The organism is Burkholderia sp. USMB20, from assembly GCF_000949135.2.
In the GTDB taxonomy this organism is placed as follows: Bacteria; Pseudomonadota; Gammaproteobacteria; order Burkholderiales; family Burkholderiaceae; genus Burkholderia.
The window spans coordinates 173249-194199 of the sequence record NZ_JTAN02000021.1 but is presented as its reverse complement, the minus strand read 5'-3'; the positions used below and the strand labels follow the sequence as shown (position 1 = coordinate 194199).

Annotated in this window: 14 protein-coding genes; 8 read left to right on the top strand and 6 right to left on the bottom strand. The window is 68.6% G+C overall.

The window, feature by feature from the left end:
- Nucleotides 1-4 precede the first annotated feature (4 nt).
- From PL79_RS31200 to PL79_RS31190, 3 genes are all read left to right on the top strand, one after another.
- Nucleotides 5-6043 carry an MG2 domain-containing protein gene (locus PL79_RS31200; RefSeq protein ID WP_044843285.1) on the top strand — a complete coding sequence of 2013 codons (6039 nt, stop codon included), beginning with the start codon at nucleotides 5-7 and terminating at the stop codon, nucleotides 6041-6043.
- 10 nt (nucleotides 6044-6053) lie between these two features.
- Nucleotides 6054-8303, top strand: a complete 2250-nt coding sequence (gene pbpC / locus PL79_RS31195) for a penicillin-binding protein 1C (RefSeq protein ID WP_044843284.1) — start codon at nucleotides 6054-6056, stop codon at nucleotides 8301-8303.
- A gap of 150 nt (nucleotides 8304-8453) precedes the next feature.
- Entirely contained in the window at nucleotides 8454-9146 is a 693-nt protein-coding gene (locus PL79_RS31190) for a hypothetical protein (RefSeq protein WP_044843283.1), read from the top strand.
- Nucleotides 9147-9183: 37 nt separating this feature from the next.
- Here PL79_RS31190 and PL79_RS31185 read toward each other — a convergent pair whose 3' ends face one another.
- On the bottom strand, nucleotides 9184-10431 hold the full coding sequence (locus tag PL79_RS31185) for a multidrug effflux MFS transporter (protein ID WP_044843282.1): 1248 nt from the start codon (nucleotides 10429-10431) through the stop codon (nucleotides 9184-9186).
- A gap of 460 nt (nucleotides 10432-10891) precedes the next feature.
- Between PL79_RS31185 and PL79_RS31180 the strand changes: the two genes are divergently transcribed.
- Together PL79_RS31180 and PL79_RS31175 are read left to right on the top strand one after the other, a co-directional pair.
- Complete coding sequence (locus PL79_RS31180) at nucleotides 10892-11752, top strand: urea carboxylase-associated family protein (RefSeq protein WP_044843281.1); 861 nt, start codon at nucleotides 10892-10894, stop codon at nucleotides 11750-11752.
- A gap of 85 nt (nucleotides 11753-11837) precedes the next feature.
- On the top strand, nucleotides 11838-12512 hold the full coding sequence (locus tag PL79_RS31175) for a GntR family transcriptional regulator (RefSeq protein WP_044843280.1): 675 nt from the start codon (nucleotides 11838-11840) through the stop codon (nucleotides 12510-12512).
- A gap of 90 nt (nucleotides 12513-12602) precedes the next feature.
- Here the strand turns inward: PL79_RS31175 and PL79_RS31170 are convergent, their stop codons facing one another.
- The 4 genes from PL79_RS31170 to PL79_RS31155 all read right to left on the bottom strand — a co-directional run bounded on the left by PL79_RS31170 (nucleotide 12603) and on the right by PL79_RS31155 (nucleotide 16844).
- Nucleotides 12603-12998, bottom strand: coding sequence for an ectoine synthase (locus tag PL79_RS31170; RefSeq protein WP_044843279.1), 396 nt, complete (start codon nucleotides 12996-12998; stop codon nucleotides 12603-12605).
- Between the two features lie 61 nt (nucleotides 12999-13059).
- Nucleotides 13060-14403, bottom strand: coding sequence for an amidase family protein (locus PL79_RS31165; RefSeq protein ID WP_044843278.1), 1344 nt, complete (start codon nucleotides 14401-14403; stop codon nucleotides 13060-13062).
- 23 nt (nucleotides 14404-14426) lie between these two features.
- Nucleotides 14427-15929 carry an amino acid ABC transporter permease/ATP-binding protein gene (locus tag PL79_RS31160; RefSeq protein ID WP_044843277.1) on the bottom strand — a complete coding sequence of 501 codons (1503 nt, stop codon included), beginning with the start codon at nucleotides 15927-15929 and terminating at the stop codon, nucleotides 14427-14429.
- Between the two features lie 72 nt (nucleotides 15930-16001).
- Nucleotides 16002-16844: an ABC transporter substrate-binding protein gene (locus PL79_RS31155; protein WP_044843276.1), complete on the bottom strand. Its 843-nt coding sequence runs from the start codon at nucleotides 16842-16844 to the stop codon at nucleotides 16002-16004.
- On the opposite strand from PL79_RS31155, the gene PL79_RS36290 reads away from it, so the two are divergent.
- The gene (locus PL79_RS36290) at nucleotides 16843-16980 is read left to right on the top strand and encodes a hypothetical protein (protein ID WP_193759896.1); all 138 of its coding nucleotides are present in this window, start codon (nucleotides 16843-16845) and stop codon (nucleotides 16978-16980) included. The genes PL79_RS31155 and PL79_RS36290 overlap by 2 nt on opposite strands.
- Before the next feature lie 335 nt (nucleotides 16981-17315).
- Here the strand turns inward: PL79_RS36290 and PL79_RS31150 are convergent, their stop codons facing one another.
- Nucleotides 17316-18212, bottom strand: coding sequence for a glutamate/aspartate ABC transporter substrate-binding protein (locus PL79_RS31150; RefSeq protein ID WP_044843275.1), 897 nt, complete (start codon nucleotides 18210-18212; stop codon nucleotides 17316-17318).
- Between the two features lie 417 nt (nucleotides 18213-18629).
- Here PL79_RS31150 and PL79_RS31145 point away from each other — a divergent pair, with 417 nt between their 5' ends.
- Both PL79_RS31145 and PL79_RS31140 read left to right on the top strand, forming a co-directional pair.
- Nucleotides 18630-20264: a S8 family peptidase gene (locus tag PL79_RS31145; protein ID WP_044843274.1), complete on the top strand. Its 1635-nt coding sequence runs from the start codon at nucleotides 18630-18632 to the stop codon at nucleotides 20262-20264.
- Nucleotides 20265-20541: 277 nt separating this feature from the next.
- Nucleotides 20542-20925, top strand: a complete 384-nt coding sequence (locus PL79_RS31140; RefSeq protein ID WP_193759914.1) for a hypothetical protein — start codon at nucleotides 20542-20544, stop codon at nucleotides 20923-20925.
- Nucleotides 20926-20951: the final 26 nt, after the last annotated feature.

Here is a 20951-nt window from a genome sequence, read left to right as displayed (position 1 = left end):
AGCGATGAAGCAGCACGACAAGCACAACAACACGCATTCAACCCATCACACCACACGGCTGCTCTGGCGCATCGGCGCCATCGCGGCGCTCGGCGGCGCCGCCGCACTGTCGCTGCATGCGGGCGCGGCACGCACCGTGAGCGTGTCGCCGCAAGGCACGGTCACCGAAGTCCGGCAGAGCGTCGTCAAGTTCGACGAACCGATGGTCGCGTTCGGTTCGGCAACCGCTCCGAGTCCCGCGCGCATGACCTGCAACGATTCCACCGCCGCACGCGGCCAGGGCCGCTGGCTCGACGACAAGACGTGGGTCTACGATTTCGAGAACGACCTGCCGCCGGGCGTGCGCTGCTCGGTCGCGCTCAACGACACGCTGCGTTCGGTCGCCGGCAATGCGCTCAGCGGCCCGCGCCGCTTCACGTTTCAAACCGGCGGCCCGTTCCCGGTGACGGTGCGCCCCGGCTCGCGCGAGATCGAGGAGCGCCAGGTCTTCGTACTGAAGCTGAACGGCCCGGCCGAGCCGCGCTCCGCGCTCGCGAACATCTGGTGCGAAGCGGCCGGCATCGGCAACCGCATCCCCGTCACGGCCGCCGACGACGATGCGCGCAACGCGCTGCTCGATCACTTCGGGCTGAAGAAGGACGCCGCGCGCGTGCTGACGCTGTCGTGCGCGCAGGCGCTGCCCGCGAGCGCGAAGATGCAGCTCGTCTACGGCAAGGGCGTCGCGAGCCCGAGCGGCATCGCGAACGACACCGAGCGCCGCTTCGACTTCACCGTGCGTGCGCCGTTCGCCGCGAGCTTCTCGTGCGAGCGCGAGAACGCGAAGGCGCCCTGCACGCCGCTGCGTCCGCTGACGCTGTCGTTCAATGCACCGATCTCGCGCAAGAACGCCGAGGCGATCCGGCTGCGCGGTCCTGACGGTTCGCTTTCGCCGACCTTCGCGGCCGACGACCACAGCGACGAAGTGACGACCGTCACGTTCAACCCGCCGCTGCCCGCGCAGGTGAACCTGACGATCGAACTGCCGTCCGGCCTGCGCGACGTGACCGAGCGCACGCTCTCGAACGCCGACCTGTTCCCGCTCGCGACGCGCACCGCACCGATGCCGCCGCTCGCGAAATTCTCGTCGGGCACGTTCGGGATCGTCGAGCGCTTCGCCGAACCCGATACGCCGGCACTCGTGCCCGTCACGCTGCGCAACGTCGAGGCCGACCTGCGCATCGCGGGCCTCAACACGAGCGGCGCGCAATTCTCGAACCTGCAGGTCGACGACGACACCGCGATCCGTCAATGGATGCGCACCGTCGAGCGCTTCGACAACTGGTCGATGACGGCCGGCACGATCGACGAACGCGTCCCGGGCCTGCTGCGGCGCAAGGGCCAGCACCCCGTCTACGTGCCGCTCGAGGCCGGCGAGAAGATGCCCGCGCCGCAGAACCGCCGCATCGACGTGCGCTCGCTGTCGCTGCTCGCCGGCGAACCGGGTGCGCAGGCGCTGACGCTGCCGAAGGCCGACCCGAAGGCGCTGCGTCCGTTCGAGGTCGTCGGCGTGCCGATCGACAAGCCCGGCTTCTACGTGCTCGAACTCGCGTCGCCCGCGCTCGGCCGCTCGCTGCTCGCGAAGCCGTCGAGCATGTACGTGCGCACCACCGTGCTCGTCACGAATCTCGGCGTGCACCTGAAACAGGGCCGCGAGAACAACCTGGTGTGGGTCACGACGCTCGACAAGGGCAAGCCCGTGCCGAACGCGCAGATCCGCGTGTCGGACTGCAATGGCGACGAAATCGCGTCGGGCAAGACCGATGCGCAAGGCCTGCTGAAGATCGACCGCCCGTTCGAGCCGAAACACGCATGCAGCCAGTCGGAACGCTTCGACGACTACTTCGTGTCGGCACGCGTCGACGATCCGAAGACGGGCCGCGACATGGCGTTCGTCAGCTCGAACTGGAACCGCGGGATCGAATCGTGGCGCTTCAACGTGCCGACCGACACCGACAGCGCGCCGACCGTGCGCGCGCATACCGTGTTCGACCGCACGCTGCTGCGGGCCGGCGAAACCGTGTCGATGAAGCACTTCCTGCGCACCGAGACGCTGCAGAGCCTCGCGTTCCCGGCGCACTACCCGACACGCGTGACGATCCGCCATCTCGGCTCCGACCAGACCTACAAGCTGCCGCTCACGTGGTCGGCCGACCATAGCGCAGACACGCAGTTCACGCTGCCGCCCGCGGCGAAGCTCGGCGAATACAGCGTGTCGCTCGAAGGCGGCCCGGACGATGCGCCGACCGCCAGCTACTACGGCGGCAGCTTCCGCGTCGAGGCGTTCCGCCTGCCGGTGCTCAAGGGGACGATCGGCGCGCGCGACGCGCAGAAGAGCCCGCTCGTCGCGGTCAAGGAAGCGCCGCTCGCGGTGCAGATCGACTACGTGTCGGGCGGCGGCGCATCGAACCTGCCCGTGCAGGTGTCGGCGCTGATGAAGTGGGCGTCGCCGCCGTTCGCGGATCGCTTCGAGGACTTCAGCTTCACGCCCTATCGTCCGGAGCACAGCGACGGCAACGCCAACGACGATGCGCAGGACGGCGACAGCGCATCCGCCGCGAACAACGATCCCGACGCGACGAAGCTGATCGCGGACAAGCTGCCGCTGACGCTCGACCGCAACGGCGCGGGTTCCGTCACGCTCAAGGGCCTGCCCGACGTCGACGCGCCGAAGCGCATCGCGCTCGAGGCGACGTTCGCGGACCCGAACGGCGAAGTGCAGACGATCCGCGGCGACACGATCCTGTGGCCGGCCGCGGTGGTGGCCGGCATCAAGGCCGGCCGCTGGGTGTCGGTCGGCCAGCGCGTGCCGGTGCAGGCGCTCGCGGTCGACCTGCAGGGCAAGCCGCGTGCCTCGGTGTCGATCGAGATCAAGGGCGTCGCGCACATCACGACGACGTCGCGCAAGCGGATGGTCGGCGGCTTCTATGCTTACGACAACCAGAGCGATACGCGCGACCTCGGCGTGCTGTGCTCGGGCAAGACCGACGACAAGGGCCGCATGGCCTGCGACGCGACGCTCGAACAGGCCGGCAACGTCCAGTTGATCGCGGTCGCGAAGGACGGCGACGGCCGCACGTCGAATGCGTCGACGTCCGTCTGGGTCACGCGCGAGGACCAACTCTGGTTCGGCGGCGACAACACCGACCGGATCGACGTGATCCCGGAGAAGACATCCTACGAACCGGGCGAAACGGCCCGCTTCCAGGTGCGCATGCCGTTCCGCTACGCGAGCGCGCTCGTCGCGGTCGAACGCGGCGGCGTGATGGAAACGCACGTCGTCGAGCTGAACGGCAAGAACCCGACCGTCGACCTGAAGGTCGGCGAATCGTGGGGGCCGAACGTCTACGTGTCGGTGCTCGCGTTGCGCGGCCGGATTCGCGAAGTGCCGTGGTACTCGTTCTTCACGTGGGGCTGGAAGGCGCCGGTCGAATGGGCCCGCGCGTTCTGGCGCGAAGGCCGCTACCATGAAGCGCCGACCGCGTTCGTCGACCTGTCGAAGCCCGCGTTCCGCTATGGCCTCGGCGAGATCAAGGTCGGCACCGGCGTGCATCGTCTCGGCGTGGCCGTGACGACCGACGCGACGCGCTACACGGTGCGCGGCAAGGCGCAGGCGCACGTGAAGGTCACGCTGCCGAACGGGCAGCCCGCGCCGGCCGGCACGCAGATCGCGGTCGCGGCCGTCGACGAGGCGCTGCTCGAGCTGATGCCGAACAACAGCTGGGACCTGCTCGACGCGATGCTGCAGCGACGCGCGTACGGCGTCGAGACGGCCACCGCGCAGATGGAAATCGTCGGCCGCCGCCACTTCGGCCGCAAGGCGGTGCCGGCCGGCGGCGGCGGCGGCAGCGCGCCGACGCGCGAGCTGTTCGACACGCTGCTGTTGTGGAATCCGCGCGTGACGCTCGACGCGAACGGCAGCGCGACCGTCGAAGTGCCGCTGAACGATGCGCTCACGCGCTTCCGGATCGTCGCGATCGCGGCGGTCGGCGCGGACCGCTTCGGCACCGGCAGCACGTCGATCCGCAGCACGCAGGACCTGCAGCTGATCTCCGGCCTGCCGCCGCTCGTGCGCGAAGGCGATGCGTTCCGCGCGCAGGTCACGCTGCGCAACACGACCGACCGCGCGATGCAGGTCGTCGTGACGCCGCGCGTGACGGGCCTCGACGTCGCGCCGCAAACCGTGTCGCTCGCGGCCAATGCGGCGACCGAGGTCGCGTGGACGATCACCGTGCCCGAGCAGGCGCTCGACGCGGCCGGCGCGCTGAACTGGCGCATCGAGGCGGCCGAGCAAGGCGGCAAGCGCGCGTCCGACGCGCTGGCCGTCGCGCAGAAGGTCGTGCCCGCGCTGCCGGTCACCGTGCAGCAGGCCACGCTCACCCAGGTCGACGGCACGCTGACGCTGCCCGTGTCCGCCCCGGCCGGCGCCGTCAACAACGCGCAGGGCGCGCCGCGCGGCGGCATCGCCGTGTCGCTGCAGTCGAAGCTCGCCGACGGCCTGCCCGGCGTGCGGCGCTGGTTCGAGCGCTATCCGTACCGCTGCCTCGAACAGCAGACGTCGCGCGCGATCGGCCTGCACGACGCCGCGCAATGGCAGGCGCTGGTGGCGCGCATGCCCGTCTACCTCGACAGCGACGGACTAGCGAACTACTTCCCGCCGTCCTCCGACGATGCGCACTACGGCAGCCCGACGCTGTCGTCGTATCTGCTCGTGGTCGCCGACGAGGCCGGCCGCCTCGACCCGCGCTTCGCGCTACCGGAAGACCTGCGCACGCAGCTCGAGGCCGGGCTCGCGCGTTTCGTCGACGGCCGCATCGAGCGCAACGCGTGGGCTCCGCGCCAGGATCGCGACCTGCGCAAGCTTGCCGCGATCGAGGCGCTGTCGCGCTACGGTGCAGCCCAGGGCCGCATGCTCGGTTCGATCGAGATCGCGCCGAACCAGTGGCCGACGTCGGCGGTGCTCGACTATCACGCGATCCTCACGCGCGTGAAGGACATCCCGCAGCGCGACGCGAAACGCGCGCAGATCGAGCAGATCCTGCGGGCGCGCCTCACGTACCAGGGCACGCAGCTCGTGTTCTCGACCGCGCGCGACGACGACCTGTGGTGGCTGATGACGAGCAACGAGACCAACGCCGCGCGTCTCGCGCTGGAATTCGCGGGCGACCCGGCGTGGAAGGACGAGATGCCGCGCGTGGCGACCGGCCTGCTCGCGCTGCAACGCCAGGGCGCATGGCAGACGACGACGTCGAACGCACTCGGCCAGCTCGCGATCGAGCGCTTCTCGCGCACCTACGAGAGCACGCCCGTGGCCGGCACGACAAAGGTCGCGCTCGGCGGCAACGAGCGCGCGATTTCGTGGTCGCAGGCACCCTCGACCGCGCCCGCCGACAGCCCCGCGTCGGCCACTCCCGCGACCCGCGCCGCCGCCGCGCGCAGCGTGCTGATGCCGTGGCCGCGTGCGGCCCAGGCGCCGGCCACGCTGTCCGTCACGCAGGACGGCACGGGCCGCCCGTGGGCGACCGTCGAAAGCCTCGCGGCCGTGCCGCTGCGCGCGCCGTTCGCGGCCGGCTACCGGATCACGAAGACCGTCACGCCCGTGTCGCCCGCCGTCAAGGGCGTGCTGACGCGCGGCGACGTCGTGCGCGTGCATCTCGACATCGACGCGCAGAGCGACATGACGTGGGTCGTCGTCAACGATCCGATCCCGTCAGGCGCGACGATCCTCGGATCGGGCCTCGGCCGCGATTCGGAAGCCGCGACGCAAGGCGAGAAATCCCCGGACGGCGCATGGCCGGCGTTCATCGAACGCGATTTCGACGGCTACCGCGCGTATTACGACTATCTGCCGAAGGGCAAGCTCTCGGTCGAGTACACGGTGCGGCTGAACAACGTCGGCACCTTCGGGCTGCCGCCGACGCGCGTCGAGGCGTTGTACGCACCGTCCGTGTACGGCCTGTGGCCGAACCCGCCGATGACCGTGAAGCCGGCCGACGCGGGCAAGTAACGGGTACGCGATGATCGATCATGGATTGCCGCGGCCGGCGCGCTTCGCCGGCCGCGTTTTCGTCGCCGTCGTGCTGGCCGCGCCGCTCGTCGCGCACGCACTGCCCGGCTACGACGACGTGCGCCGCAACTGGCGCAGTTCCGACTGGGTGCTGCTCGCGCGCGACGGCACGCCGCTGCAGCGCACGCGCGTCGACCTCGCCGAACGGCGCGGCGACTGGGTGTCGCTCGCCGACGTGTCGCCCGCGTTCCGCGAGGCGATCGTCGTGTCCGAGGACAAGCGCTTCTACGAACACAGCGGCGTCGACTGGCGCGGGATCGCCGGTGCGGCATGGGGCAACCTGTGGAACCAGCGCACGCGCGGCGCGTCGACCGTGACGATGCAGCTCGCCGGGCTCCTCAATGACGAACCGCGCCGCTCGGGCCAGCGCTCGCTGCCGCAGAAGGCCACGCAGGCGATGAACGCGCTGCTGCTCGAACGCGGCTGGCGCAAGGACCAGATCCTCGAGGCCTACCTGAATCTCGTGCCGTTCCGCGGCGAGACGGTCGGGCTCGCCGCGCTGTCGCAGGTGCTGTTCAGCAAGGCGCCGTCCGGCCTCGACGCACGTGAAGCCGCGATCGCGGCAGCGCTGGTGCGCGCGCCCAACGCGGCGAGCGCGAAGGTCGCCGAGCGTGCGTGCCGGATCCTGCGCGACATGCACGCGGAGCAGGCCTGCGCGTCGCTCGACGGCTACGTGCAGCTCGTGATCGCGCGCCCGGCCAATGCCGTGCGTAACGACCTGACGGCGGACGGCGCCGCCCTCGCCCCGCACTTCGCGCGCCGCATCGCGGCCGAGGTCAGGCCCGCGGCCGGCGCGCAGGTGCGCACGACGCTCGATGCGCCGCTGCAGCGCTTCGCGCGCGACACGCTCACGCGCGCGCTGACCGAGCTCAACGCGCCCGCGCACCGGCGCAACGTGCAGGACGGCGCAGTCGTCGTGATCGACAACGCGACCGGCGAGATTCGCGCGTGGGTCGGTTCGTCGGGCGCGTTGTCGAGCGCACGCGACGTCGACGCCGTGCTCGCGCCGCGCCAGGCCGGCTCGACACTCAAGCCGTTCCTCTATGCGCAGGCGATCGACGAGAAGCGGCTGACGGCCGCGTCGCTGCTCGACGACGCGCCGATCAACCTCGCGGCCGGCGGCGGCCTCTACATTCCGCAGAACTACGACAAGGATTTCAAGGGCTGGGTGAGCGTGCGCAGCGCGCTCGGCGGCTCGCTGAACGTGCCGGCCGTGCGCACGCTCGTGCTCGTCACGCCGCATCGCTTCGCGCGCACGCTGACCGCGCTCGGCCTGCCGCTCGCGCAGGAAGGCGACTACTACGGCTTCAGCCTCGCGCTCGGCAGCGCGGACGTCACGCTGCTGTCGCTGACCAATGCGTATCGCGCGCTCGCGAACGGCGGCGTCGCGCGCAAGGTCGTCGACCTGCCTGCACCGTCGCCCGCTGCCGGCGCATCGGCAGCGGGGCGTGCGGACAACGGCACGCGCGTGTTCAGCGAAGCGGCCAGCTTCGTCGTCACCGACATCCTCGCCGACAACAACGCGCGCGTGCGCACGTTCGGCTTCGACAATCCGCTCGCGACGCGCTTCTTCTCGGCGGTGAAGACCGGCACGAGCAAGGACATGCGCGACAACTGGACCGTCGGCTTCACGTCGCGCTATACGGTCGGCGTGTGGGTCGGCAATGCGGACGGCTCGCCGATGTGGGATGTATCGGGGGTCACGGGCGCGTCGCCGGTTTGGTCGGCCGTCGTCGGCTACCTGCACCGCGACCTGCCGAGCCGTGCGCCGCGTCCGCCGGCCGGCGTCGAAGCACGCCGCATCACGTTCGAGCGCGACGTCGAGCCGTCGCGCAACGAGTGGTTCGTCGCAGGCACCGCGCTCGACACGATCCGGCTCGCCGCGCCCGTCACGCCGGGCAAGGACGGCGCGCGCGCGCCGCTGACGATCGGTGCGCCGACCGACGGCACGATCTTCGCGATCGATCCGGACATTCCACCGAAGAATCAGCGGATCTGGTTCGAGCGATCTTCCGGGCATGCCGCACGGTTCGCGTGGCGGCTCGACGACAAGGTGATCGGCCACGCCGACCGCATCGCGTGGATGCCGTGGCCCGGGCGGCATCGGCTCGAACTCGTAGACTCGCGCGGCAACGTGGCGGATGCGATCGGCTTCGAGGTGCGCGGCGCGTTCGCCAAACCGGCCGCGCGCAAGCCGTAACCGGCGCCGGCCATGCCGCACGCCGCAGGCCGCGGCGAACAAACGGGCCAGCAACCCCGCGATCGGAGACCTAGAATACGAACAGCGCGCCGAAGCGTCGGCGCGCGCCGGTTGCCCTGCCGCGCTCACTCTTCCGATCCGCCCGCGACCATGAACCTTCGCCATCCGCGCTTCCTCCGCCCCGCGCTGGGCACGCTGTGCGCCGCGGCCCTCGCGACGCTTGCCGGCTGCAACGGCGACGCCTGCTTCGGCGTCGACGTCTGCTTCAACAACGCCAACACGCAAACCGTCGCGCTGTCCGGCACGGCCGCCACGGGCTCCGCGCTCGCGAGCGCATCGGTGACGGTCAGCTGCGCGCAAGGCTCGGCGACGACGCTGACCGACGGCGGCGGCAACTACCGCGTGGCGGTCAACGCCGTGCTGCCGTGCGTGATCACCGTCGCGTCGAGCGGCACGAGCCTGCATTCGCTCGCCTACGCGGGCGGCACCTTCAACACGACGCCCGAGACCGAGCTGATGCTCGTCTATCTCGCCGCGCAGCTCGGCACGAACACGGCCGGGCTGATCGGCAATTTCCAGGGGAATGCGCACTTCCAGCAGGTGATGGGCAGCCCGAACACGGTGCAGGCCGCGCAATCGGCGGTGGTGACGAATCTGCAGCAGCGCTATGCGGTCACGCTGTCGACGCCGGCCTTCCTGACGACGCCGTTCGTGGTCGGCCAACCGGGCGTCGACAGCGACCTCGCCGCGCTGGCCAAGGCCGGCGCGATCGATTCGAACGGGATGCCGGATCCGGTTGCGGTTTCGCTGCTGGCGCAGGCGGGCGCGGCACACCCGCTGTGAGCGGCGGGCGTGCCGCTGCCGCCCCCGTCGACCCGGCTTACGCGGCTTCCCCGCTCCCGCAAGCCACGCTCGCCGCCTGCTGCTGCGTGAGGTAGCGCAGCAGCTTCGTCACCATCCACACGACGATGAACGACAGCGCGACGAAGAACACCGCGAGCGGCGTCAGCACGTGAATCGATACGAAACCGGCCAGCCCCATCATCGCGGACGACACGAGCAGCAGCGCGCACCCGAGGATCGCGCTCGTCAGCCCCGCGATATGCGGAAACAGCGAATTGCCCTTCGCCATCAGCGTCGGATACATCGCGCCCGCGCAGAAGCCCATCACGAGCACCGGCGTCGCGAGCGTCCATACGCGCAGCCCGACGGTCAGCGCCAGCACCAGCATCGCGACCGCCGCGCCCGCCATCACGCGTGCGCCGATGCGCAACCGCTGCTCGGCGCTCGGCAGCCCGCGCCCGTGAATCCGGTTCGACAGCCCGCCGAGGAAATACATCAGCCCAATCCCGAGCGCGAGATAGCCGAAGAAGGTCGGCGGCTTGTGCAGCGTGATCTGCACCATGAACGGCCCGACGATGTTGAACACCAGCAGGATGCTGTAGCACAGCCCCTGCGCGAGGAAGCAGCTCTGGAACACCGGGCTCGCGAGCACCTTGCCCGCGTTCGCCATCAGCGTGCGCGGCTCGAGATGGACCGGCTTCGGCAAGGTCTCGCGATAGCGCCACAGCAGCGCCCACATCACCAGCGAATACACCAGCAGGAACACGAGGCACGCGCGCCAGCCGAACCATTCCTGCAGGTGCGCGCCGATCACCGGCGCGATGATCGGCGCGAGCCCCCACGCGATCGACATATAGGTGAACGCATGCATCAGCGCCTGGCCCGAGAACGAGTCGGTGATGATCGCCTTCGCGAGCAGGTTCGTGGTCGCGATCCCGAAGCCCTGCAGGCAGCGCGCCAGCACGAACGTCTCCAGGTTCGGCGCGCCGAGCGACAGCAGGCAGCCGATCGTGTAGATGACCAGCCCGAACGCGAGCACGCGCTTGCGCCCGTATGCATCCGCAACCGGACCGAAGATCAGCTGGCCGAGCGTATAAGCGGCCATGTAGCCGGAGACACTCGACTGGATCGCCTGCGGCGTGGTCGCGAACGAACGCGCCATGTCGGGCAGCGCAGGCACGTAGATGTCGATCGCGAGCTGGCCGGCGGAGGCGAACAGGCAAATCAGGAACAACAGGAAGCGCGGGGAGTTCGATTCGCGCGCGGGAGTGAGCGAGGCGTTCATGACAACCGGGAAAGTTCGGACGGCGGCGACACGCGCCGTGCTGCTCGAAGTCGAACAACGGTGCGCGGCGAAGCGCATATTGTGCCTGTTGTTGCGCAACGCGACAGGAATCCCCTGGCGCGGGCGCGGTTGAATGCGGATTGCGTCAGGTTTCGAAACGCGTTACACGCCCCGCTTGCCGATCATGGCGAGCCGGTCCGGCGGCCGGCACGGCCACGGTTTTGATCCATATTTCGTTTTTTGTTTTGCGGCGCCACTCGCCTGCCTGCGCGCATCCGCGGCTCGCCGCGCCCCTCCGTACTTTCCACCGATTGACACACCTCCCGGCGTTCCCCCTATACTCCTCGCAGCGCCAATAAATTGTTGAACAATTCAGCATGAAAATTGACGCCTGACCGGCCACCACAAAGGATTCCAGCCGGATCTCCGAATCTGCAAATTTCCCCGAGAGCACCGCGTCATGTCGAACTATCCCGCCGCCTACCAGGTCACCAAAGGTTCCGTCCTGAACGTCGACAAAGCCTTTTATTCCGCGATCGCCCAGCGCCAGGACGCGCGCGAACGGATCGCGTCGCACGTCGTGCCGATCCGCAGCGGCTTCGCGTGGACGGTGCCGGCGGGTCACGTGTTCCGGATCGTCACGCTCGAAGGCCCGCAAGTCGCCGACTTCAACATCTGGAACCTGCACAATCCGCGCGAGCGCATGTGGGCGTCGCGCACACGTCAGCTGCAGGCCGCGCACGTGACGACGTTCGACCGGCTCTGGTCGACGCTGCCGTACCTGCGGCCGCTGGTCACGATCACCGACGACACGCTCGCCGGCTATGGCGTCGACGGCGACGGCGGCCGCGTGCACGACCTGCTCGGCACGCGCTGCGACCCGTACGTGAACAAGCTGTTGACCGGCGAGGATTTTCATTTCCACTGTCATTCGAACCTCGTGCGGGCGGTCGCGCCGTACGGGCTGACCGAATTCGACGTGCACGACGTGCTCAACGTGTTCCAGTGCACCGGCCTGAACGACGACGACAAGTACTTCATGAAGGCCTGTCCCGCGCAGCCGGGCGACTATCTCGAGTTCTTCGCGGAAATCGACGTGCTGTGCGCGATATCCACGTGTCCGGGCGGCGACCTGTCGGTGCCGATGTGGGGCCCCGACGCACGCGACCCGATCGACGTGTGCCGGCCGCTTGGCGTCGAGGTATACCGGCTCGACCCGAGCCTGCTCGAAGGCTGGTCGCAGCCGCCCGTCGCGCCGTACCGTGGCCAGCACGGGATGCAGCCGCCGCAGGCCGACTGGCAGCACGACAAGACGGCGTAACGCGGTCCGTAGCCCGTAGAATGGCGAAACGCCGCCGGCCGGCCACGCCGGCGGCGCACGACCAGGAGAGGAGCGAACGAACGGAATGGCAAGCGAAAAAGCGAGAGGACAGTCGGTCGCCGACCGGATCAGCCATCAACTGCGGGAACACATCATCAGCGGCAAGCTGCCGCCCGGCACCGCGCTGATCGAGATGGACCTCGCGGCCGAATACGACACGTCGCGCAACTCGCTTCGCGAAGTCCTGCATCAGCTCGGCCGCGAAGGGCTCGTCACGTTCGTGCGCCACAAGGGTGTCGTCGTGCGCACGCTGAATCGCCAGGACGTACGCGATCTCTACGTCGCACGCCGCACGCTCGAACTGCATGCGCTGAACACGGCCGAACTCGCGCAGCCGGCGCTGCTGGAAAAGATGCAGGCCGCCATTCGCGCGGCCGAGCGCGAACTCGACAAGGAAAACTGGCAGGCCGTCGGCACGCACAGCCTGCGCTTTCACCAGCACATCGTCGCGCTGCAGAAGTCGGCGCTGCTCGACGAGTTCTTCCGGACCATCTCCGCACAGCTGCGGCTCGTCTTCGCCGCCGATCCCGACGAGAAACGCGTGCAAACGCCCGACTGGATCCAGCGCGAATACCAGATCTACGACCTGCTCACGCAGAACCGCCGCAGCGAAGCCGTCACCGCGCTCGCGCGCTATCTCGACGATTCCGAGCGGATGCTCGTCGAGGCAATCAAGCGCAGCCATCGCGAGGCTGCCTGACCCTGCACGCCGCGCCGCCGTTGCTTGCCTCAAGACGTGGCAAGCAACGGCAGCACGAAAAGGCACGCAACGGCCCGACCGCTCGCGCCGTCAGGCCTGCTCCGTCGGCAGCGCGTAACTGCCGTCTTCCCGATGCGTCTCGAGTCCCGTCAGCGGCGGATTGAACACGCACACGAGATGCAGGTCGCCGCGCGTCGCGCGCAGGACATGCGGATCGTTCAGGTTCAGCGCGTAGATCGTTCCGGGCGTGATCCGGTGCACGTTGCCGGTCGCCGTGTCGACGACCTCCCCCTCTCCGGCCACGCAGTAGTTGGTCTCGAAGTGGTTCTTGTAGTGCAGATGCAGTTCGGCGCCTTCGTGCACGCGCGTCTCATGAACGGAATAGCCGACGCCGTCCTGCTTGACGATCATGCGCTTGCTGTCCCAGCCCGGGCCGCGCGCATGGCGCTCGGTATTGGCGATATCGGCCGATCTCACGACGATCATAAGTACCTCTGAATTGTGACGATGAAAAATGGCAAGGTGATCCTTGCCGCCGAAAAATGCGTCATGCGGAATCGGCGGTCAGCGCACGCTCCACCGCTGCCGCGACATCGAGCAGCCGCGCGTCTTCGCCACGATGCCCGGTGATCAGCAAGCCGACGGGCTGCCGGTTGCGCAGGTCGCCGGGCACGCTGATGCTCGGCAGGTCGAGCCGGTTCGCGAATTCGGTCAGCCGGAACGCACGCGCGTTCTGTGCGAGGTATGCGGCTTCGTCGGCCAGATCGGCCACGCGCGGCGGCAGCATCGGCACCGTCGGCGTCAGCACCGCATCCGCGTCGCCGAGTTCGGCGTGGTACGCGTCGGCCAGTGCAGCCAGGCGCTGAAGCGCCGCGGCGTAGTCGTGCGCCCGCACCTGCTCGCCTGCAGCGATGCGCGGGCCGACCAGCGGATCGTAGCGGTCCGCCGCCGCGGCCAGCCGCGCACGATGAAGCATGAACGCCTCTGCCGCGATGATGCCGCCCGCGCGGGCGACCGCGCCGGCCTCGGCCACGCAATCGAGCCGCTTGCGCCGGATCCGTGCGCCGTGCGCGGACAGTCGGGACAGCCACGCGTCGAATGCGCGTCCGACGACCGGGTCGACGTCATCCGCGACGAACGCCTCGGGCACGATGAACTGCAGGTCGCGGATTGCCGCCGGTCGCCGCCGCCGCGCTTCGCGGCCGTGCAGCGCAACGTCCGCCTGCCGACACAGCCCGACCGTCGCGGCCAGCAGGCCCGGCACGTCGAAGCTCGTCGACAGAAACCGCATGCCGTCGCTCGCATAGCGCCCACGCGACGGCTTGAATCCCGTCACGCCGCAGAATGCGGCCGGAATGCGTGCCGACCCGCTCGTATCGGAACCCAGCGACAGGTCGGCCGCACCGAGCGCCACCGACACCGCCGCGCCCGAACTCGATCCGCCGGCCACCCGCTCGCGCCGCGCATCGAGCGGCGTCGTCGGCGTCCCGTACGCACGGTTCACGCCGAGCGCGCCGTACGCGAACTCGGTCATCGCCGTCTGCGCGACCAGCACCGCGCCGGCCCGACGCAGTGCCGACACCGGCGCCGCGTCGATTCGCGCCGGCGGCTCGTCGGCCAGCACGCGCGAACCGGCATGCGTGACCCAGCCGGTGCAATCGAAGCAGGCCTTCACCGTCAGCACGGCGCCGGCCAGCGGCGCATCGATCGCGCCGGCGCGCCGCGCCGCATCCCAGGCGCGTGCATCGGTGACCGCCGCGTCGTCGCGCCGCGCGAGCCACGCGGCTTCGATGTCGCCGGGATGCGCGTCGGCATGCGCAAGACACGCACGCACCCGTTCCGCACACGCGTGCTCGTTCACGTCGCCCAGCCGGAAATCCGTCGGATCCATTCCCGCTCCCATCCGGTCATTCGTCATGCGAAGTGAACGTGCTTCAGAAAATCCTTCACACGCGCGTCCGCGCTGCCGCGAATCCGGTCCGGCGGCACGTCGTACAGGATTCGCCCGTTCTCCATGAACACGATCCGGTCGGACACCTTGAACGCGAAATTCATCTCGTGGGTCACGATGATCATCGTCATCCCCTCTTTCGCCAGCGTCTCGACGACCTTCAGCACTTCGCCGACGAGCTCCGGATCGAGGGCCGACGTCGGCTCGTCGAACAGCATGATCGACGGCCGCGTCGCGAGTGCGCGCGCAATGGCGACGCGCTGCTGCTGGCCGCCCGACAGCTGATGCGGATACTTGTTCGCATGTTCGAGCATCCCGACCTTCGACAACAGCGACAGCGCCTGCAGCCGGATCGCCGCCGCATCGGCCTGCCGGTGATAGCACGGCGCCATCATCACGTTCTGCAGCGCGGTGCGATGCGGGAACAGGTTGAAGCTCTGGAACACCATGCCGATGTCGAGGATGCGCTCGTGCGACACGCGCGGCGGATGCGAACCCGACGCGCGGATGAACGGCTCTCCGTACAGGTCGATCTCGCCCGCGTTCACCGGCGCGAGGCCGTTGACGGTACGAATCAGCGACGTCTTGCCGGAGCCGGACGGCCCGATGATCGACACGACCTGCCCGGGCGCGACGTCGAGATGAATGTCCTTCAACACTTCATGGCGGCCGTAGCGCTGCTGCACGCCTTTCAGGCGCAGCGCGAATTCGGCGTTCGCCCGCGGCCTCGGCGCGACGGCCGGCGCCGACGGCGGCAGCGCAAGATCGACGTGGCCGGCCTGGGCCGGCGTACGGCGGCTGACGTCGAGGTACCGCTCGAGATAACCGAGCAGCCGGCTGAACACCGTCACGATCAGCACGTAGTAGAACGCCACGGCCAGCATCGTTTCGAACACCAGGAAATTCTGCGTGTACAGCCGCTGGCCGACGAGCAGGATCTCGGCCAGCGAAATCACCGACACCAGCGACGTGAGCTTCACGATCGTGATGAACTCGTTCGCCAGCGCCGGCAGCGCAATGCGGATCGCCTGCGGCATCACGATCATCCGCTGGATGCCGGTGAAGCGGATGCCCAGCGCGCGGCCCGCCTCGAGCTGCCCGCGCGGCACCGACAGGATCCCGCCGCGATGGATTTCCGCGAAATAGGCGGTCTCGCTCAGCACCATCGCGATCAGGCCGGCCATGAACGGATCGGACAGCACCGCGCTCGTCGCCGGAAAGACCTGCGGCAGGTTGTAGATGAAGACCAGCAGCACGAGCAGCGGCAGGCTGCGGAAGAACCAGATGTAGAGCGCCGCCGCCCGCTTCAGCAACGGCTGGTGCGACTGTCTCGCGAGCGCTACCGGAAAGCCGAGCAACACGCCGAGCAGCCACGCGGCGACGCTGAGTTCGACGACCACGACGCAGGCGCGCCAGAAATCCTGGTCCCGCAAGAGCTGAAACGCATAGTGCCAATCGAACTGCATCGAAGACTCCTCAACCGCGGATGGTGATGCGGCCGCGCGGCGCGCGGTGGTCAGGTCGTGCTGGCCGCGCGCTTACTTCGGCGCGCCGAGCGCGTTGGCGACGTCGGCGGGCGTCGGCTCCTGCAACCCGTACTTCTTCACCAGGCTGCCGTATTCGCCGCTGCGCCGCGCATCGTTCAACGCACCCTCGAGCGCACCCTGCAACCCGCTATCGCCCTTCGTCACGCCCAGGCCGATCACGATCGGATACAGCAGCGTGGTCGAACTGATGTCGACGCGCCCGTTCGTCTGCTTCGGAATCTCCTGCGCGACGGCCGCGTCCTCGATCTGGACATCGACCGCCTTCGACAGCAGCGCGGACGTCGCTTCCGGCGACGTCGGGAACTCGAGGACCGCGATCTCGGCCCGCCCGGCCGCCTTGCACGTGTCCTGCGACACCGCACGCAGCTTCGGCGTCCACGACGCGCCCTTGATCGAGCCGACCCGCTTGCCGCACAGGTCCTGCGGCGTCTTCGGCAGGAACGCGCCGCCCTTCGCGACGAGCAGCGACGCGCCCGTCTTCAGGTACGGCACGAAATCGACCTGCTTCACGCGCTCGGGCGTCACGTACAGCGCGGATGCGACGACGTCGAAGCGGCGCGCCTTCATCCCGAGAATCAGGTCCGGGAAGCGCGTATCGAGAAATACCGGCTCCAGTTTCAGGTGACGTGCCAGCAGCCGCGAGAACTCGGCATCGAAACCCGCAGGCTTGCCGGCGTCCAGGTAAGCGTATGGCGGATACGTGAGGTCGGAGCCCACCAGCAGCGTGCCGGGCCGCACCGTCTGCAGCGGCGCCGCCGACGCGAGCGAGCATGCGAAGGCCAGCGGCACGAGCGCGCCGCGGAGGAAATGTCGAACCGGGAAACGAGCAGACATGGCGAAGCTCCTGAGTTGTTCGGCTCTCGCGCTGAAACGTCGCAACGCCTCCCAGGCGCCGCCACACGCGGCTTCCCGGGATTTTCCGCCGAAAATTGTTGAACAATTTCGGCCGATTCTGACCAGTTCAAATTGAAATCTGTATTCGGGTTTACGCGGCAAACGGCGTCGCCGGACGTGCGTCGGGCGCGCATCCGCCAACCCCGCTTCGGTGCGGGCACGTGTTCAGGCAAACGGAGAAAAGACCGGGCGGGACGACGCGCGGACGGCGGGCCGTCGAGGTGCGGCGCCATAAACGCGACGCACGCGATGGAGGATCAGGACACGGGCTTCAGCATCGGGCGCGACGGGCCCGTCTCGCGCTTGCGGCTGCGGGGATGCGCGCCGCGACGCCGACCCGAAGGCCGGCGGATTCGATCGTGCAGGCCGAGCACGCAACGTGTCGGCCCGCACGCCACTGCGACGTTTCGATCAGTACTGTGCCTGATCCGTCGGATTCCTGAACAGCTGCTTCATCTCCGGCGACAGCGGATAGTTGAGGCTCACACCCTTCGGCGGAATCGGCTGCATGAACCACTGGTCGTAGAGCTTCTCGGCCGCGCCCGAGGTCTGCAGCTTCGCGATCACGCCGTCGACCACGTGCTTGAACGCCGGATCGTCCTTGCGCATCATGCACGCGTAGTTCTCGTGGACGAGCGGCGTGCCCGCCACCGTGTACGCGCCCGGATTGCGGTCCTTCGCGATCTCGCCGTACAGCAGCGGCTCGTCCATCACGAACGCGACCGCGCGCCCGGTCGTGACGTTCATGAACGCTTCGGCATGGTCCTTCGCGCTGATGATCGTCATGTTCATCCCTTTCTCTTCGTTGAGCTTGCGCAGCAGCCGCTCGTCGGAGGTGCCGGCCGTCGTCGCGACCGTCTTGCCGGCCAGGTACGGGAAGTCCTTCACGCCCGAATCCTTGCGCGTGCTGAAACGGATCCCGTACAAAAAAATGCTGTTCGAGAACGCAGCCTGCTTCTGGCGCTCCAGCGTGTTCGTCGTCGAGCCGCACTCGAAGTCGATCGTGCCGTTCTGCAGCAGCGGAATCCGGTTCTGCGACGTGATCGGGATTTCCTTCACCGTCAGGTTCGGCGTCTTCAACTCCACCTTGAGCGCGTCGATGATGCGCGCCGCGATGTCGCGCGAGTAACCGATGTTCTTCTGCTGGTTGTCCGAATACGAGAACGGCACCGACGATTCGCGGATGCCGAGCGACACGACGCCCGTGTCCTTGATCTTCTTCAGCGTGCCGGTGAGCGCCTGCGCGTGCGCGGCGCCCGCCAGCGCGCAGGACAACGCGACAGCCAGCCAACGGAAGCGGTGATCCATGCTTTTCTCCTGACGAAACCTTGATCGAATCGCGATCCTACGCCCGAAAAATTCGCACCGCATCGGGGAAAGCGTCAAGCGCCCTCCGTCACGGCCACACCGCGCGCAATCGTTTCCGTGCCGCGCAAAAGCGCCCGCGCCGCATGTTTCGCCGGGTCGACCGCCTGCAATCTTGCACCTCATGAACTGATCACCCGTTCCAAACGCGCGTTCGTGCTGCAACCCAGCAACGCAATCGTTTGCGCGTCGCATCTTTTTCACACAAAACATATTCAAGAAGCCGCCTCATCAGCCGTTACCCAATGCATGGCGTGTCGCAGGAACCCCGCGCGCGCCCGACAAAAATCAAGGTCCGGCTTAGGCCAGACCAGGCACCACCGCCGGCACGACGGTTATCTCCGAGGATCGACTTTCAACATGAAAGCCAAACGTTTCAATTTCGCGCTGGCCCGTTCGGCCCATGCGCGCATGCTCGCCGGCATGCTGTCCGCCGCCGCCCTGCTCCCGATCGCCGGCTGCGGCGGAGGCGGTGGCGACGGCAGCAACCCGTCGCCGACCAACACGGCACCGGCCCCGACCCCCGCGCCCGCTCCGACGACCCCGCCCACCAATTCCGGCAGCAACGCGTGTACGTCGCAGCAGGCCGCCACGCAAATGGCCGCCCAGACCACGCCCGACGAGCCGCCGGTCGATCACCTGATCGTCAGGCTGAAGACGCTGACGGCCACGAACGCAAGAGCGGCCATCGACGACGGCACGCGGCTCGACGCGGTGATCCAGCGTTCGATGACACGCTGGACGGCGCCGACGGCAACCGGCGCCGCGCGTGCGTATGCGGCCGCGCCGACGCCGCTGAACGTGCAGGTCGAGCGGACGGCCTCGAACGGCGCGGCCGTGCTGTCGCTCGGCCAGCGCGTCGCGGCCGCCGACGCGGCGGCGCTCGCGGAGGCCTTCGGCGCCGACGCCGACGTCGACTACGCTGAACCGGATCATCCGATGAAGGTCCGCGACACGCCGAGCGACCCGAGCTACGGCCAGCAGTGGTATCTGTCCGACCCGACCGCCGGCGCCGATCTGCCGCCTGCGTGGAACCAGACCAAAGGCTCGCCGACCGTCGTGACGGCCGTGCTCGACACCGGCTATCGGCCGCACCCCGACCTCGTCGGCAACCTGCTGCCCGGCTACAGCTTCATCACCAGCGTCAACACCAGCAACAACGGCCTGTCGCGCGGCCCCGACGCGAGCGACCCGGGCGACTGGGTCACGCAGCAGGAACTCGACAACGCGAGCGGCCCGTACTACCACTGCGAAAGCGAACCGAACACCAGCAGCTGGCACGGCACGCGCGTGATGGGCGTGATCGGCGCGACCGCCAACAACGGCATCGGCATCGCCGGCGTATCGTGGCTCGGCAAGATTCTGCCGGTTCGCGTGCTCGGCAAATGCGGCGGCGTGACGAGCGACATTGCCGACGCAATGCGCTGGGCGGCCGGCATTCCCGTCACCGGGGTGCCGAACAACCCGACGCCGGCGAAAATCATCAACCTCAGCCTCGGCGGCGTCGGCGCCTGCAGCAAGACGTTCCAGCAGGCGATCGACGACGTGAACGCGAAGGGCGTAACCGTCGTCGTCGCCGCCGGCAACGACGGTCTGTCGACCGGCCTCGACCAGCCCGCGAACTGCAGCGGCGTGATCAGCGTCGGTGCCAACGATGCAGCCGGCCGCCGCGCCTCGTTCAGCAACTTCGGCACCAACATCACGCTCAGCGCACCGGGCGTCAACATCCTGTCGACGGCCAACAGCGGCACGACGACTCCGGACGGCGACACCTATGGCCTGGCGAGCGGCACGAGCCTCGCGACGCCGCAGGTGACGGGCGTCGCCGCGCTGATGCTCGCGGTGAACGGCAACCTCACGCCCACGCAGATCCAGCAGAAGCTGAAAAGCGGCACGCACACGGCGAAGCTGGCGGCCAGTACGCCGTGCACCGCGTTGCCGGCAGGCTCGGGCATTCTCGATGCAGGAACCGCGGTCGCGTCAGCCACGCAGTAAGCGGCCCGTTCTCGACGCATGCAGTCGCGCGCGGCTGCATGCGTTTTCTGCCGTCCGGCGGCCCGACTGTCCGGCATCGCGCCGATAACATTTCGCAAGCATCTTCCGACAAAAGGGTTGACGCTTCGCACAACGAGCCTTTACCATCGCCCCCGTCTGAATTACATGGAGTGTTCTGTGAACACCGATGCGAGTTGTAGTTGGTCTTCGACCAACTTGACTGCTGCCTGAGGAAACCGCGCAGAGCCTCGTCTTCTGCCGCATCCCGGGAAGCAGGATGCGGCGTCCTTCCGGCCTGACCGGCCAGAATCCCCCGCCGAATTTTTTCGATATCGCCGAATGTCCGCGCTGCGCAACCCTGCGTTGCAGCGTGCGCACGTTCGTGCTGCGCGCAGCGCAAGCTGCGTGCGTGTTCCGTTCGCGTGCCGTCCGGCCGCGCGCCCTCGTGCGTGCGCGGCTGCCGATCGCCCGTGCCGCCTACTCGCAACCGACAGGAGTGCAGATGAACTCGGACGACAGTAGTCGATTACCGCTCGCCGGTGCGACGCCGCGCATCGATCCTTCGGCCGCACTCCGCGCGCCGGCGAGCGTTCCCCCCTTCACCGATCCACAGCCGATCGCGCCTGACGCGACGCGGCGGGGAGCGCTCGTGCGTCGCTGACGTCACGGTCGCTCCCCGCCCGCCGC

Excerpts from the sequence above, each read along its gene's own strand:
- PL79_RS31175 (WP_044843280.1), top strand. The coding sequence starts at position 11,838 with ATGGCAAGCGAAAAAGCGAGAGGACAGTCGGTCGCCGACCGGATCAGC.
- PL79_RS31200 (WP_044843285.1), top strand. The coding sequence starts at position 5 with ATGAAGCAGCACGACAAGCACAACAACACGCATTCAACCCATCACACC.
- PL79_RS31145 (WP_044843274.1), top strand. The coding sequence starts at position 18,630 with ATGAAAGCCAAACGTTTCAATTTCGCGCTGGCCCGTTCGGCCCATGCG.
- PL79_RS31155 (WP_044843276.1), bottom strand. The coding sequence starts at position 16,844 with ATGTCTGCTCGTTTCCCGGTTCGACATTTCCTCCGCGGCGCGCTCGTG.
- PL79_RS31180 (WP_044843281.1), top strand. The coding sequence starts at position 10,892 with ATGTCGAACTATCCCGCCGCCTACCAGGTCACCAAAGGTTCCGTCCTG.
- PL79_RS31160 (WP_044843277.1), bottom strand. The coding sequence starts at position 15,929 with ATGCAGTTCGATTGGCACTATGCGTTTCAGCTCTTGCGGGACCAGGAT.
- PL79_RS31165 (WP_044843278.1), bottom strand. The coding sequence starts at position 14,403 with ATGGATCCGACGGATTTCCGGCTGGGCGACGTGAACGAGCACGCGTGT.
- PL79_RS31170 (WP_044843279.1), bottom strand. The coding sequence starts at position 12,998 with ATGATCGTCGTGAGATCGGCCGATATCGCCAATACCGAGCGCCATGCG.
- PL79_RS31140 (WP_193759914.1), top strand. The coding sequence starts at position 20,542 with ATGCGGCGTCCTTCCGGCCTGACCGGCCAGAATCCCCCGCCGAATTTT.
- PL79_RS31150 (WP_044843275.1), bottom strand. The coding sequence starts at position 18,212 with ATGGATCACCGCTTCCGTTGGCTGGCTGTCGCGTTGTCCTGCGCGCTG.
- pbpC (WP_044843284.1), top strand. The coding sequence starts at position 6,054 with ATGATCGATCATGGATTGCCGCGGCCGGCGCGCTTCGCCGGCCGCGTT.
- PL79_RS31185 (WP_044843282.1), bottom strand. The coding sequence starts at position 10,431 with ATGAACGCCTCGCTCACTCCCGCGCGCGAATCGAACTCCCCGCGCTTC.
- PL79_RS31190 (WP_044843283.1), top strand. The coding sequence starts at position 8,454 with ATGAACCTTCGCCATCCGCGCTTCCTCCGCCCCGCGCTGGGCACGCTG.
- PL79_RS36290 (WP_193759896.1), top strand. The coding sequence starts at position 16,843 with ATGGCGAAGCTCCTGAGTTGTTCGGCTCTCGCGCTGAAACGTCGCAAC.